Here is a 14,477-nt window from a genome sequence, read left to right on the forward strand (position 1 = left end):
CACCCCATCAATCATTGCTTTCCCTAAAGATTCTGAAGAGGTGTTAGTCGGTCAGTCAGCCAAACGTCAAGCTGTTACCAACCCTGAAAATACTCTATACGCTATTAAGCGTTTAATTGGTCGTCGTTTTGACGAAAAAGCCGTACAAAAAGATATTGACTTAGTGCCATACAAAATTGTTAAAGCTGACAATGGAGATGCTTGGGTTGAAGTAAATGGTAACAAAATGGCTGCACCTGAAATCTCAGCTAAAGTCATTGGCAAAATGAAAAAAACTGCTGAAGATTACTTAGGCGAAACAGTAACTGAAGCAGTGATTACTGTTCCTGCTTACTTTAATGACTCACAGCGTCAAGCAACAAAAGATGCAGGAAAAATTGCTGGCCTTAATGTTAAACGTATCATTAACGAGCCAACTGCAGCTGCATTGGCCTACGGTGTTGACAAATTAACAGGTGATAAGACGGTAGCTGTCTACGACTTAGGTGGTGGTACATTTGACGTATCAATCATTGAAATGGAAGATATCGATGGTGAGAAGCACTTTGAAGTACTGTCTACCAACGGTGACACGTTCTTAGGTGGTGAAGATTTTGATCAAAGAATTATTTCTTACTTAGTGGATGAATTCAAAAAAGAGCAAAGTGTCGATCTTAAAAATGATCCAATGGCGCTACAGCGTTTAAAAGAAGCAGCAGAAAAAGCTAAGATTGAGCTTTCATCATCTGAACAAACTGAAGTTAACCTTCCGTATGTAACAGCTGATGCCTCTGGTCCGAAACACATGAATATCAAGATTACACGCTCTAAGCTAGAATCACTAGTGGAAGACTTAATCAAGCGTTCAATCGATCCTTGTCAAATCGCGCTTAATGATGCTGATCTTTCAGCCAGTGATATTGATGAGGTAATCATTGTTGGTGGCTCTACACGTATGCCTAAGGTGCAAGAAAAAGTAAAAGAATTTTTCGGCAAAGAACCTAAGAAAGATGTTAACCCGGATGAAGCAGTTGCCATGGGTGCAGCCATTCAAGCAGGTGTATTAGGTGGCGACGTAAAAGATGTGTTGTTATTAGATGTAACACCATTATCTTTGGGTATCGAAACCATGGGTGGCGTAATGACAAAGCTAATTGAGAAAAATACAACCATTCCTACAAATGCGTCACAAATTTTCTCAACAGCAGCAGACAACCAATCTGCAGTAACTGTACACGTATTACAAGGTGAGCGTGAAGTGGCAAGTGCTAACAAGTCATTGGGTCAATTCAACCTTGAGGGAATTGATGCGGCACCTAAAGGACAACCACAAATTGAAGTAACTCTGGATATTGACTCTGATGGTATTTTAAATGTATCTGCTAAAGACAAAACAACTGGTAAAGAGCAATCAATCACGATTAAAGCTTCAAGTGGTCTGAGCGATGAAGAGGTTGAAAACATGATTAAAGACGCTGAAGCCCATGCTGATGAAGATAAAAAATTCCAAGAATTAGTCACTGCTAAGAATATGGCAGACTCTTTAATTCACTCAACTAAGCAAACATTAGATGAGCTAAAAGAGGAAGTTTCTGAAGATGAGAAAGCGGCGATCGAATCAGCAATTGCTGAGCTTGAAGAAGCGGTAAAAGGTGACGACAAGGAAGCAATTGAAGCTAAATCACAAGCGTTGACAGAAAAAGCTCAACCGCTTGCTGAAAAAGCACAAGCTAAAGCAAGCTCAGCAGAAAATGCATCTAGCGCAACTGATGCAAGTGATGATGTGGTTGATGCCGATTTTGAAGAAGTCAAAGACGACAAATAATCTTTAAGATTTAATTTAATCAATACAACCTTCTTCAGATCTTATGCATTTGAAGAAGGTTTTTTAACTTTATAAAAGGTAGTTATGTCACAAAGAGATTATTACGATGTATTAGGTGTAGACAAGGGCGCAGATAAAAAGCAAATTAAAAAAGCTTATAAGCGTTTAGCAATGAAACACCATCCGGATCGTAACACAGACAATAAAGAAGCAGCAGAAGAAAAGTTTAAGGAAATTCAAAAAGCCTATGCAATCTTATCGGATGAGCAAAAACGTCAGGCTTACGATCAATTTGGCCATGCTGGCGTTGATGGTAGTGCTGGCGCCGGTGGTTTTGGTGGTGGAAACCCATTCGGTGGTGGTGGTTTTGGCGATATCTTTGGTGATATCTTTGGTGGCGGAGGTCATCAGCAAGCCGACAATCGCGGGTCTGACTTACGCTATGATTTAGAAATAAATCTAAAAGAAGCGGCTGAAGGCACAACCGTTAAAATTCGCATTCCTAAAAATGAGAAATGTGAACCATGTTCAGGAACAGGTGCTAAACCAGGTACTAGTTCAAGCACTTGTGCAACTTGCCATGGTGCGGGACAAGTACAAATGCAACAAGGATTTTTTGCTGTACAACGTCCTTGCCCAACTTGCTCTGGCTCAGGTCAAAAAATTGATTCACCTTGTGGATCATGTCGTGGCCAAGGGGTTGTACGCAAACAAAAGACCTTGTCCGTTAAGATACCGGCAGGTGTTGATACTGGCAATAGAATTCGTTTAGGGGGCGAAGGTGAAGCAGGTGTACGCGGTGGCCAAAGTGGCGATCTCTATGTAGAAGTGCATGTAAAACAGCATGAAATTTTTGAGCGTGATGGCAATGATCTATACTGTGAAGTGCCAATTGATTTTTCCACAGCAGCCTTAGGCGGCTCCATTGAAGTGCCTACGTTGAGTGGAAAGTTAAAGATAAAAATTCCAGAAAGCACACAAACAGGCAAGCAATTTCGACTTAGAGGGAAAGGTATTACTGCCATCAGACATGGGGGTACTGGTGATTTAATATGTCAAGTTAAGCTAGAAACACCGATTAATTTAAGTAAAAAACAAAAACAATTATTAGAAGAATTTTCAGACTCATGTAGCAAAAAACATCATCCAGAATCAGACTCTTTTTTTTTTTTTTTGAAGTCATTCTTTGAATAAAAAATAATAGGAAAATCGTGAAAATTAAACAAATTAAAGCAAGAGAAATCCTTGATTCTAGAGGCAACCCAACTATTGAAGCTGATGTAATTTTAGATGATGGCACTATGGGTAGCGCTATGGTTCCAAGTGGCGCTTCAACTGGTCAACGCGAAGCACTAGAGCTTCGCGATGGTGATAAATCTAGATACTTGGGCAAGGGTGTTTTAAAAGCAGTAGAATTTGTTAATACAGAAATCAATGAAACATTAATTGGTTTTGGCATTGAAGATCTTGGAAAAATTGATCAAGCAATGATTGACCTTGATGGGACAGAAACTAAATCACGATTAGGTGCTAACGCTATTTTAGCGGTATCACTTGCTTCTGCACATGCGAATGCCAATAGACAACACAAGCCACTTTACGATTCACTAGACCAAGGTGACAACTACCAGTTGCCAGTTCCAATGATGAATATTATCAATGGTGGTGAGCACGCTAACAATAGTGTTGATATTCAAGAATTTATGATTATTCCAGCTGGCGCGCCAAACTTCAAAGAGGCTTTGCGTTATGGTGCTGAAGTTTTCCATAATTTAAAATCTGTATTAGAAGCCAAAGGCATGAATACAGCTGTTGGTGATGAAGGTGGCTTTGCACCAGACCTATCTTCAAACGAAGAGGCAATCACCGTTATCTTAGAGGCAATCAAAAATGCAGGCTACGAAGCAGGTAAAGATATCTTTATTGGTATCGACGCTGCAAGTTCTGAATTTTATGCGAATGGAACATATAATCTTGCTTCTGAAAACAAATCATTGACTTCAGAAGAATTTGTTGAATATCTGGCCAATTGGGTTGAAAACTATCCGATTATTTCTATCGAAGATGGTATGGATGAAAATGATTGGGATGGTTGGGATCTATTAACCAAAAAAGTTGGCGACCAAGTTCAATTAGTGGGTGACGATTTATTTGTAACGAATAGCAAGATCCTTAAACAAGGTATTGATAATAACATTGCCAATTCAATCTTAATCAAGGTTAATCAAATTGGCACGCTAACTGAAACTTTTGCTGCTATGAATATGGCTGCAGAATCCGGTTACACAGCAGTTATGTCGCACCGATCTGGTGAAACTGAAGATACAACTATTGCTGATTTAGCAGTAGCAACAGGCTGCGGACAAATAAAAACTGGCTCTTTGTCACGTTCAGATCGTTTAGCAAAATACAACCGTTTGTTGCGTATCGAAGAGGAATTAGGTTCTAAAGCAATTTATCCAGGACTTGATGCTTTCAAACATTTGAATTAAACTAAGACTTAACTTTCTTACTGATAACAACTGATTGGAATCACTCTCAACTTTTTGGCTTAGTATTACGCTATTTGGCCTGATACTAGCCTCAGCCTTCTTTTCCAGCACTGAAACTTCAATGATGGCCATTAATCGCTATCGTCTGAAGGCACTCAGTAAAACCAATAAAAATGCAAGACGTACCGAGCATCTATTAAAAGATGTTGACCACCTCATCGGCACAATTTTATTGGGCAATAACTTTGTTAATATCTTTGCCTCAAGTATTGCTACTATCTTAGCCATTAAACTTTGGGGTGAAGACTCCATTGTGCTTGCCTCACTGAGTCTAACATTTGTTATTTTGGTTTTTGCAGAAACCACACCAAAAACGTTTGCTGCCAAGAACCCAGAAAAAATTGCCCTACCCGCATCCATTATTATTAGTGCCTTAATTAAGTTGTTCAAACCGTTTGTTTGGCTTATTGCACAGATATCAAAAATAATTCTGAAATTGTTCGGTATCAAAGCAGATCAACAAAATGAAGATATTAGCTCTGAGGAATTACGTATGGTGGTAAATGACGCCAAACCTATTATTGCCTCAAATTATCAAAAGATGCTGCTGAATATTATTGATCTTGAGAAAGTTAAAGTTGAAGATATTATGATTCCTCGGCATGAGCTGATTAGTGTGGATATTACTAAGCCTGATGAAATTCTTAAGCAATTAGAACGCATTCAGCATACAAGATTACTCACCTATGACGGCTCTACTGATAACATTACTGGGGTGTTGCATATGCGTAAGGTAGTGAATTTATATGCCAAAGGCGAATTCAGCATGGATAATGTGTTAGCATTAGTTCGTGAGCCATATTTTGTACCAGAAGGCACTTCTCTTGCTCATCAATTAGAGCATTTTCAAACGCAAAAAAGACGCCTTGGCCTTATTGTTGATGAGTATGGTGAAGTGCGTGGCATGATTGTACTAGAAGACATTCTTGAAGAAATTGTCGGCCAATTCACTTCCAATCAAAATGAAAGTATTGACGAGATCAATTTGCAAGAAGATGGTAGTTACTTAGTCGATCCAAGAATTAGCATTCGAGAACTAAATACCATGCTAAATATCAGCCTATCGGTTGCCAAGGCTAAAACCTTAAACGGTCTAATTCTAGAAGAGTTACAAACCATTCCAAAGCGCGATGTTAGCCTTAAGATAGATCAAATACTCGTGGAGATTTTACAAATTTCTGATCAGACCATTAAACTGGTAAAACTTAGCAAGTTAAATTAAAGATTCACCCATACGGGTAACTTGCCCTGCGGTTAAATTTAGCAGCTGATCTTGATTAGGCATGAGCATAACAACGGTAGAGCCCATATTGAAACGACCCAACTCTTCTCCTTTTTTCAGCGTAATGTTTTGATTAGTATAATCAAAATGCTGGACTTCCTTTTGATAAGGCGGGTTAATTTGACCTGCCCATACGGTTTGCATAGAACCAACAAAAATAGCACCCACTAATACAAAAGCACATAAGCCAAATTCGGTTTGAAAATAACAAACCACTCGCTCATTTCGAGCAAATAAATTATCCACACCTTCAGCAGTTGCCTTGTTAACTGAAAACAAATCACCAGGAATATAATCCATGGAAACTAATTTTCCATCATATGGCATATGGATGCGATGATAATCCTTAGGCGACAAGTAAATTGTTGCAAAAAACCCTGAATCAAATTGATCAGAACGATAATCACCGCCTAATAATGCTGAAACGGTATAGTAATGATTTTTTGCCTGAAAAATAGTTGAATGACTTATTGTTCCTGCTTGTGATACGGCACCATCAACAGGACAGACGATATCAGCAGAAGCAATCTCACGTGCACCTGGCTTGAGGGCACGGGTAAAAAAATCATTAAAATGTTGGTAATCTTCAACATTTTCTCGTAATGCCTCAGACAAATTCACCCCATAGGATTTTACAAACCAACGAGTGAACTTATTTTTAAGCCATGTGTTTTCAAGTCGTGCAAACCGAAACATCAATTTGGATAGTGCGTGTTGCGGAATAATATGTTGCCACCAAGTCATTATATTCTAACCCTGTATTAATTTAGTTTGAATAAATGATAAAGCTTGTTCGTAACTAACTTCAAGCTTATCGGCATTATTTCGAGCCTTATACTCAACATTACCATTATCAGCATGCGTATCACTTAACACCATTCTATGTGGAATGCCTAATAATTCTGAATCAGCAAACATAATGCCTGCACGCTCTTTACGATCATCTAGCAAGACTTCAATTCCAGCCTCTAAACACTGTTGATATAAATTATCTGCAAGCTCTTTAACACGAGTGGATTTATTGTAATTAATCGGCACAATGACTAACTGGAATGGCGCGATTGACTCTGGGAAAATAATGCCACGATTATCGTAATTTTGCTCAATTGCTGCAGCAATAACACGGGTAACACCAATACCATAACAACCCATTGTGGTTACTACCGCCTTACCCGATTCACCAATGACATTTGCTTTCATAGATTTTGAGTATTTGTCGCCTAATTGAAATATATGTCCAACTTCAATGCCGCGTTTTATCACCAATTTTCCCTTACCATCAGGCGACTTATCACCTGCAACAGCATTACGCAGATCAGCTTCTAAAAATTCAATACCCTGCCAATTAGCACCGGTTAAATGCTGATCCCACTCATTAGCACCACAAACAAAATCACACATAACACTGGCTGAATAATCAACCACCAAGTCAATGTCTAGACCCTTTATACCGATGAATCCTTTTTTTAATCCAAGTGATTTAATTTCTTCGTCAGTAGCCATTTCAAACTCACCAAACAAATTATGCGCCTTAATTTCATTTAATTCATGATCACCTCGAAGCGCTAACGCTTTAAATCCAGCTGAAGTTTTAATAATTAAGGTTTTAAGGCATTGAGACTGATCTACATTTAAGAATTCAGCGACTTGTTCAATGCTTGTCTTTTTCTTAGTAAGTACGCTTTCTTCTGTAGCTTGCGGATGACAATTGAGCTCTTGCTTATAAAACGCTACTTTTTCAATATTGGCTGCATAGTCTGATTCATCAGAAAAACAAATGGCATCTTCGCCACTATCTGCTAGTACATGGAATTCATGTGAAGAATCGCCACCGATAGAGCCTGAATCAGCTAATACAGGACGATAATCTAAGCCCAAGCGATCAAAGATATTACAATAAGTTTGATGCATTAAATTATAAGTTTGTTGCAATGAATCCTGATCTAGATGGAAAGAATAGGCATCTTTCATAATGAATTCACGTGAACGCATCACACCAAATCTAGGACGGATCTCATCTCTAAATTTAGTCTGAACTTGATAAAAACTCATTGGCAACTGCTTATAGCTGCGAATATATTGAGCGGCCAAATTGGTAATGACTTCTTCATGAGTTGGGCCCATACAAAACTCACGGCCATGGCGATCATTAAAGCGCAATAGTTCAGGTCCATATTCATCCCATCGTCCTGACTCCTGCCAAAGTTCTGCTGGTTGGGTAACTGGCATTAACACCTCTTGCGACCCTGCTTTATCCATTTCTTCACGAATAATAGCTTCAACTTTTTTTAAAATTCTTACACCCATTGGCAAATATGAATATAACCCTGAGGCTAACTTTGAAATTAAGCCGGCACGAATCATTAACTGGTGTGAAATAATTTGCGCATCATTTGGCGCCTCTTTTTGGGTCGGAATTAACAGTTGAGTAGTTTTCATATAAAATGAAGGTGTGGTTTTAAATAATTATGCCAATTTTACCCGAGAGACCTTATTATGATTGATATTCAAACACTATTAATTTATGCCATTCCTGTTTTATTTGCCATTACTGTGCATGAAACTGCACATGGCTGGGTTGCCTCTTTACTAGGCGATCATAGTGCACGCATGATGGGTAGATTGACACTTAATCCCATCAAGCATATTGATCTGATCGGTACCATTGCTGTACCTGCTTTTTTATACTTTACCTCTGGGTTTATTTTTGGATGGGCCAAGCCAGTCCCAGTTAATTCTAACGCCTTAAGGTCACCTAAAAAAGACATGCTTTGGGTAGCGATTGCTGGACCAGCGAGTAATCTGCTTATGGCTATTTTTTGGCTATTAATTCTTTGGGTATCTATGAATAGCAACTCTGTATTTTTAGGTGGTATGGCACAAGTTGGTGTGCAGATTAATTTGTTACTTGCAGTACTAAACCTACTACCCTTACCCCCGCTTGATGGCGGTCGTGTGATGAGTTCACTATTGCCACCAAAAGTCTCTTATCAATACGACCAATTAGAGCCGTATGGTTTATTTATTTTATTGGGCTTGTTGTTTTTAGGAATATTTCAGACCGTTATCTTGCCGATTGTGCAATTAATACAACATTGGGGCTATTCATTAATTGGTCTAACTTAAGATGACTTAAGCAAAACGCTTAACACTCAGGCGAATGCTAATCCTAACTAAGCTTCTTTCTAAGTAGCTCGTTAAGTAATTTTGGATTTGCTTTACCTTGTGACGCTTTCATTGCTTGACCAACAAAGAATCCTAAGATTTTTTCATTACCCGACTTAAATTGCTCAACTTGAGGTGCATTGTTGGCAATAATTTCATCAACAATTGCTTCAATTGCACCAGTATCTGTCATTTGCTTAAGACCTTTAGCTGCAATAATTTCATCAGCCGAGCCTTCACCTTCCCACATGGCTTTAAAGACATCTTTAGCGATTTTTCCAGAAATAGTATCATCGCCAATTCGAGTAATTAATTGTGCTAAATGACTAGCGGTTACAGGAGATTGCTCAATCTCTAATTGATTTTTATTCAATGATGCTGATAATTCACCCATGACCCAATTAGCGCACAGCTTAGCATTCTTCTCATTGCCATCTAGCATCGTCTCAAAATAATCAGCCAATGACTTTTGTGAAGTTAGTACATCCGCATCATATTCATTTAGACCTAACTCAGCAACAAATCTAGCTTTTTTCTCAACTGGAAGCTCAGGTAAATCTGCTCTAATTGTGTTTAATAATTCGTCGCTAATTTCTACTGGCAATAGATCAGGATCTGGAAAGTAGCGATAATCGTTGGCTTCTTCTTTAGAGCGCATCGAGCGTGTTTCATGCTTAACTGCATCATATAAACGAGTCTCTTGTACGACTGAACCACCCTCTTCTAAAATATCTTGCTGACGTTCAACCTCAAGGTTAATAGCACGCTCTAAAAATTTAAAAGAGTTGATATTTTTTAACTCTGCACGCGTACCTAATTTTTCTTGACCCAATGGACGAATAGAAACGTTTGCATCACAACGGAACGAGCCTTCTTGCATATTGCCATCACAAATACCAATGTACTGCACCAATGCATGAATTTTTTTAGCATAAGCAACTGCTTCTTTGGCGTTGCGCATATCAGGTTCAGAAACAATTTCTAATAATGGAGTGCCAGCACGATTCAAATCAACAGCGGTATAGTCATTAAACATATCATGAACAGACTTACCCGCATCTTCTTCTAAATGGGCACGTGTTACTCCAACAACCTTTGTCATCTCGCCAACAGTTATTTCAATTTCACCTTCACCTACAATGGGTAAATCCATCTGCGATATTTGATATCCTTTGGGCAGATCAGGATAAAAATAGTTCTTACGGTCAAATATATTACGCTGATTAATATGCGCATTTACCGCCAATCCAAATTTAATCGCTTTATTGACTGCTTCAACATTTAATACTGGCAAAACACCAGGTAGGCCTAAATCAACCGCACAAGCTTGAGAGTTTGGCTCTTGGCCAAACTTAGTAGAGGCGGATGAAAATATTTTAGATTTAGTGCTTAACTGAGCATGAATCTCCAAACCAATAACTGTTTCCCACTCCATACTAACTCTCCTGAGGTGTTTGCGTATGCCAATCAGTTTGCAATTGGAACTGATGGGCAATGTTAAGTAGCTTTGATTCAGACCAATAATTACCAATTAGTTGCAAACCAACGGGTAGTTTATTAGAGAATCCGGCTGGAATACTCATGCCTGGTAATCCTGCTAGGTTTGCACTGAGTGTGTAGATATCAGCCAAATACATTGAGACTGGATCTTTAACTGAACCTAAATCAAATGCAGTAGTTGGCGAAACGGGTCCCATAATCACATCTACATCTTTAAAAGCTGTTTTAAAATCTTCACTAATTAACTGTCGTGTTTTTTGCGCTTTTAAATAGTAGGCATCATAATAACCCGCTGATAACGCATAAGCGCCAATCATGATACGACGCTTAACTTCAGCACCAAGCCCTTCTGAGCGTGAACGCAGGTATAAGTCCTCTAAATCTTTAGGGTTGTCACATCGGTGGCCAAAACGTACGCCATCCATACGTGACAGATTTGAAGAGCATTCGCAAGGCGCAACAATATAATACGTAGGAATTGCATAAGCAGAATTAGGCAGGGTAATTTCTTTTACCGTTGCCCCCATTGCTTCAAATTCTTTAACCGCATTCATGACTTGGGTGGCAACTTCGTCATCTAAACCTTCAGAGAAAAATTCCTTCGGCAGACCAATGGTTAGACCTTGAATTGAATCAGTCAAATTAGCCGTATAATCTGGCACCTCTTGTTCGGCAGAGGTTGAATCTTTTGCATCAAAACCGGCCATTGCATTAAGTACAATAGCCGCATCTTCTGCAGTTTTTGTCATTGGCCCTGCTTGATCTAAACTAGAGGCATAAGCAATCATACCGTATCTTGAAATTCGACCATAAGTAGGCTTCAGACCAGTGATGCCACATAAACTAGCTGGTTGACGAATGGAGCCACCAGTGTCAGTTCCTGTTGCAAAACAACTTAAGCCTCCTGCCACAGCAGCAGCAGAACCACCCGATGAACCGCCTGGAATTTTATTTTTATCCCATGGGTTTTTGACCGCGCCATAAAAAGAGTTTTCGTTACTCGATCCCATGGCGAATTCATCCATATTAGCCTTACCCAACATGACTAAATCAGCTTGATTCAGCTGATGTGAAACTGTTGCATCATAAGGGGAGATAAAGTTGTCCAACATTTTAGAACCTGCTGAAGTCTTTACGCCCTGAGTGCAAAAAATATCCTTATGTGCATAAGGAATACCAGTTAAGATGCCGGTAGAACCCGAAGCAATTTTTTCATCTGCTGTTTGTGCTTGTTGCATGGCCAGCTCATCAGTAACCGTAATAAATGCATTCAAATCAGATTGCTTAATTCGGTCAAGATAATGTTGGGTAATTTCAACCGATGAAAATTCTTTATCTCTTAGGCCTTGGGCAAGTTGTGCGATAGTTTTGGTGTGAATGCTCATATTATTCGATAACGGTTGGCACTAAATAATGTTTATTTCCTGTGCTTGGTGCAATTGATTGAAAATTTTCTGACTGATCTATTTCCGTCACCTCATCAGTACGCAAGCGCTGAGTCATATGCAGCGGGTGTGCCATTGGCTCAATATCATCTGTATCAATAGCACCTAACTGCTCAGCTAAACCAAGGATGGCATTTAAATCTTTGGTGTTATCTTTTAATTCAGCCTCACTTAATGACAAACGGGCTAAATAGGCGATTTGTGTAACTTGTTGCTCAGATAAAGACATGGTTATAGCATTGGTATTTTATTAAAAATCCGAAGTGGTTTAGAAAATGATGAACGAAGAATATTTAAGTCTCGCTGCATCCATTGCATAGAATCTTGCATGGTTGTCATGTTTTTGTTCATCTCTTCCATGTTAATTAACATTGGCTCTAATGAATCCATCTTGACACTGACTTGAGTTAAGTCCACTGCTATGGAATCTAGTGCATTTAATTTTGATGCAATAGTATCCATATTAGATTCTACGCGAGAAAAGCTCTTTTGCATGTGTGCCACTGATGTTGTCATTTGATCAACATTATTCGCCAGCTTATCAATGCTAGTCACCATAGACGACATATTGCCACCCATATTTGGATCCATAGCGTTAGCAAGTCGAGTCATGTCACTGGTAATTGAATAAATAACAATAAAGAAGCCCATGATAATTGCACTAAATACTGCCAAAGCAGGCAGGAACATACGTTCAAATTTTGTATCTGTACGCTTATTGGCATTTTCTTCAACACCTTCTAGCATCTTTTCTAAATCAGAGATGCTGGTTGAGATCATCACCTCGTCATCTTCAACCTTATCTTTTTTCTGCTCTTTATCTACCATCTCTTATCCTGTTTATGCTTGACAAAAATTGCCAATTACCTGCTCAAGCTGTTCTTTCTGATATGTATCAGTAATATACGATTCGCCTAATTTTTTCATTAAAATTAAGCGAATATTGCCATCAATAACTTTCTTATCAACACTCATCGCTGACAAGAACTCAAGAGCGCTAATTTTACCGTTAACACTGACCGGTAAACTAGATTTTTCTAACAATTCTTTCACTTCTGTAACCGAATCTTCGCTCAAGTCACCTAATAATTTAGACATTTCAGCAGCCATCAACATACCTACAGAAATTGCTTCGCCATGCAAAAACACACCATATCCCAAAGTATTTTCAATGGCATGTCCAAAGGTATGACCTAAGTTTAATAAGGCTCTTTTTCCAGACTCCAATTCATCTTGTGCAACAATTTCTGCCTTATCTGTACAAGACTGATAGACCGCCTGAATAATTAAACCTTTGTCTCTGGACATCAAGGTAGAAATATTGGCCTGTAGAAATTCCAAAAAACTGGCATTACCCAATAAGCCGTACTTGATTACCTCAGCCATGCCAGCTGAATATTGTCTATCATCTAATGTGTCTAATGTGTCCACATCAATCACAACGCATTTTGGCTGATGAAAAGCACCGATCATATTTTTACCCAATGGATGATTAACACCTGTCTTACCGCCAACACTGGAATCTACCTGAGACAATAACGTGGTTGGGATTTGAATGAAATTAACACCTCGTTGATAACTGGCCGCAGCAAATCCTGTCATATCACCAACCACACCGCCACCCAATGCAATTAACGTGCATGAGCGATCAAATCTATTCTCTAATAGTGCATCAAAAATAAGATTAACTGTATCAAGCGTTTTGTATTGCTCACCATCTGGCAAAATCACTTCAGCCACATTAAATGCAGCTAACAATGATTTAACTTTAGCCAAATACAAAGGTGCTACCGTTGTATTGGTTACGATCATGACCTGCTTACCAGCGATATGATTAGTCAATAACTCTGCTTGTTCAAGCAAGGCTTGGCCAATATAAATTGGATAAGAATTACTCCCTAAATCAAGTTCAAGTGTCTTCATTAAGCAAATTCTCGTTGTTCACCACTACCAACAACATTTTCAACACAACGACCACACAACTCTGCATGTTCAGTCTGTTGACCTACATCTTCACGATGATGCCAACAGCGCACACATTTTTCATGGGTTGATTGGCTTACGTTAATAAATACACCCTCTCCCGCTTCAATACAGTCGTCAGTCTTAGCAGATAATGGGTGGATGCGTGCGTATGACGTAATAAACACAAAGCGCAACTCATCGCCAAGTTGGCTGAGTGCAGCAAAGGTTTCCTCATTACAATACAAATCCACTTCTGCATCTAAAGACGAGCCAATAATCTTTTCACTACGCATGCCTTCCATTTGTTTACGAATAAATGGATTAATATTTCTAGCAGTCTCAATTGCAGTATTTTCATAATTAGCAGTTAAATCTTGGTACCATTCATTTAAGAAAATGCTATTGGTTTTTTCACCTGGCATGTTTTGCCAGATCTCTTCTGCCGTAAATGACAACACGGGTGAAAGCCACCTAACCATCGCCTCAAGAATATGATTCAAGGCAGTTTGGGCGCTGCGTCTAGCTCTTGAATCTTCTTGCGTGGTGTATTGTCTATCTTTAATAACATCTAAATAAAATCCACCCAAATCATTACTACAGAAATTTAAAATTAATTGAAAGGCATGGTGAAAATTGTACTGCTCATAAGCTTGCAAAATTTGCACTTGCAAATCAGCTGTTTTAGAAACAATCCATTTATCCAAATCTAGCATATTATCTGCTTCCAGCGTATGTTGAGCAGGACTAAAGCCACTAGTATTGGC

13 protein-coding genes are annotated in these 14,477 nt (G+C 38.9%); 5 read left to right on the top strand and 8 right to left on the bottom strand.

Going from position 1 to position 14,477, the window contains the following annotated elements; genetic code table 11:
- The 4 genes from dnaK to P8M52_RS03230 form a co-directional block, all read left to right on the top strand.
- Window positions 1-1,804, top strand: a 1,804-nt coding sequence (gene dnaK, locus P8M52_RS03215) for a molecular chaperone DnaK (protein WP_300307230.1), incomplete at its 5' end; no start/stop codon positions are given.
- Between the two features lie 84 nt (window positions 1,805-1,888).
- Window positions 1,889-2,998: a molecular chaperone DnaJ gene (gene dnaJ / locus P8M52_RS03220; protein ID WP_300307234.1), complete on the top strand. Its 1,110-nt coding sequence runs from the start codon at window positions 1,889-1,891 to the stop codon at window positions 2,996-2,998.
- Between the two features lie 17 nt (window positions 2,999-3,015).
- Window positions 3,016-4,296, top strand: coding sequence for a phosphopyruvate hydratase (eno, locus tag P8M52_RS03225; protein ID WP_300307237.1), 1,281 nt, complete (start codon window positions 3,016-3,018; stop codon window positions 4,294-4,296).
- A gap of 34 nt (window positions 4,297-4,330) precedes the next feature.
- Window positions 4,331-5,578 (top strand): CNNM domain-containing protein, encoded by a 1,248-nt coding sequence (locus tag P8M52_RS03230; RefSeq protein WP_300307239.1) that lies wholly within the window; start codon window positions 4,331-4,333, stop codon window positions 5,576-5,578.
- Here P8M52_RS03230 and asd read toward each other — a convergent pair.
- Window positions 5,570-6,382: an archaetidylserine decarboxylase gene (gene asd, locus P8M52_RS03235; protein WP_300307241.1), complete on the bottom strand. Its 813-nt coding sequence runs from the start codon at window positions 6,380-6,382 to the stop codon at window positions 5,570-5,572. The two genes, P8M52_RS03230 and asd, sit on opposite strands and share 9 nt — an antisense overlap.
- Window positions 6,383-6,388: 6 nt before the next feature.
- Window positions 6,389-8,077, bottom strand: a complete 1,689-nt coding sequence (locus P8M52_RS03240) for a proline--tRNA ligase (RefSeq protein WP_300307244.1) — start codon at window positions 8,075-8,077, stop codon at window positions 6,389-6,391.
- A gap of 57 nt (window positions 8,078-8,134) precedes the next feature.
- Between P8M52_RS03240 and P8M52_RS03245 the strand changes: the two genes are divergently transcribed.
- A complete protein-coding gene (locus tag P8M52_RS03245; RefSeq protein WP_300307247.1) occupies window positions 8,135-8,764 on the top strand; it encodes a site-2 protease family protein in 630 nt (209 codons plus the stop codon).
- Window positions 8,765-8,807: 43 nt separating this feature from the next.
- Here the strand turns inward: P8M52_RS03245 and gatB are convergent, their stop codons facing one another.
- The 6 genes from gatB to P8M52_RS03275 form a co-directional block, all read right to left on the bottom strand.
- Window positions 8,808-10,238 carry an Asp-tRNA(Asn)/Glu-tRNA(Gln) amidotransferase subunit GatB gene (gene gatB, locus P8M52_RS03250; protein WP_300307250.1) on the bottom strand — a complete coding sequence of 477 codons (1,431 nt, stop codon included), beginning with the start codon at window positions 10,236-10,238 and terminating at the stop codon, window positions 8,808-8,810.
- Window position 10,239: 1 nt separating this feature from the next.
- A complete protein-coding gene (gene gatA, locus P8M52_RS03255; protein WP_300307265.1) occupies window positions 10,240-11,682 on the bottom strand; it encodes an Asp-tRNA(Asn)/Glu-tRNA(Gln) amidotransferase subunit GatA in 1,443 nt (480 codons plus the stop codon).
- Window positions 11,683-11,689: 7 nt separating this feature from the next.
- Window positions 11,690-11,977, bottom strand: a complete 288-nt coding sequence (gene gatC / locus P8M52_RS03260) for an Asp-tRNA(Asn)/Glu-tRNA(Gln) amidotransferase subunit GatC (RefSeq protein ID WP_300307253.1) — start codon at window positions 11,975-11,977, stop codon at window positions 11,690-11,692.
- Between the two features lie 2 nt (window positions 11,978-11,979).
- Window positions 11,980-12,576 (bottom strand): hypothetical protein, encoded by a 597-nt coding sequence (locus P8M52_RS03265; protein ID WP_300307256.1) that lies wholly within the window; start codon window positions 12,574-12,576, stop codon window positions 11,980-11,982.
- A gap of 12 nt (window positions 12,577-12,588) precedes the next feature.
- Complete coding sequence (gene aroB / locus P8M52_RS03270) at window positions 12,589-13,671, bottom strand: 3-dehydroquinate synthase (RefSeq protein WP_300307259.1); 1,083 nt, start codon at window positions 13,669-13,671, stop codon at window positions 12,589-12,591.
- Window positions 13,671-14,477: class I tRNA ligase family protein (locus tag P8M52_RS03275; protein ID WP_300307262.1), on the bottom strand; the 807-nt coding region annotated here is incomplete at its 5' end. The genes P8M52_RS03275 and aroB, both read right to left, overlap by 1 nt.

Origin of the sequence: Candidatus Thioglobus sp., from assembly GCF_029243085.1 — a bacterium.
GTDB lineage: Bacteria > Pseudomonadota > Gammaproteobacteria > PS1 > Pseudothioglobaceae > Thioglobus_A.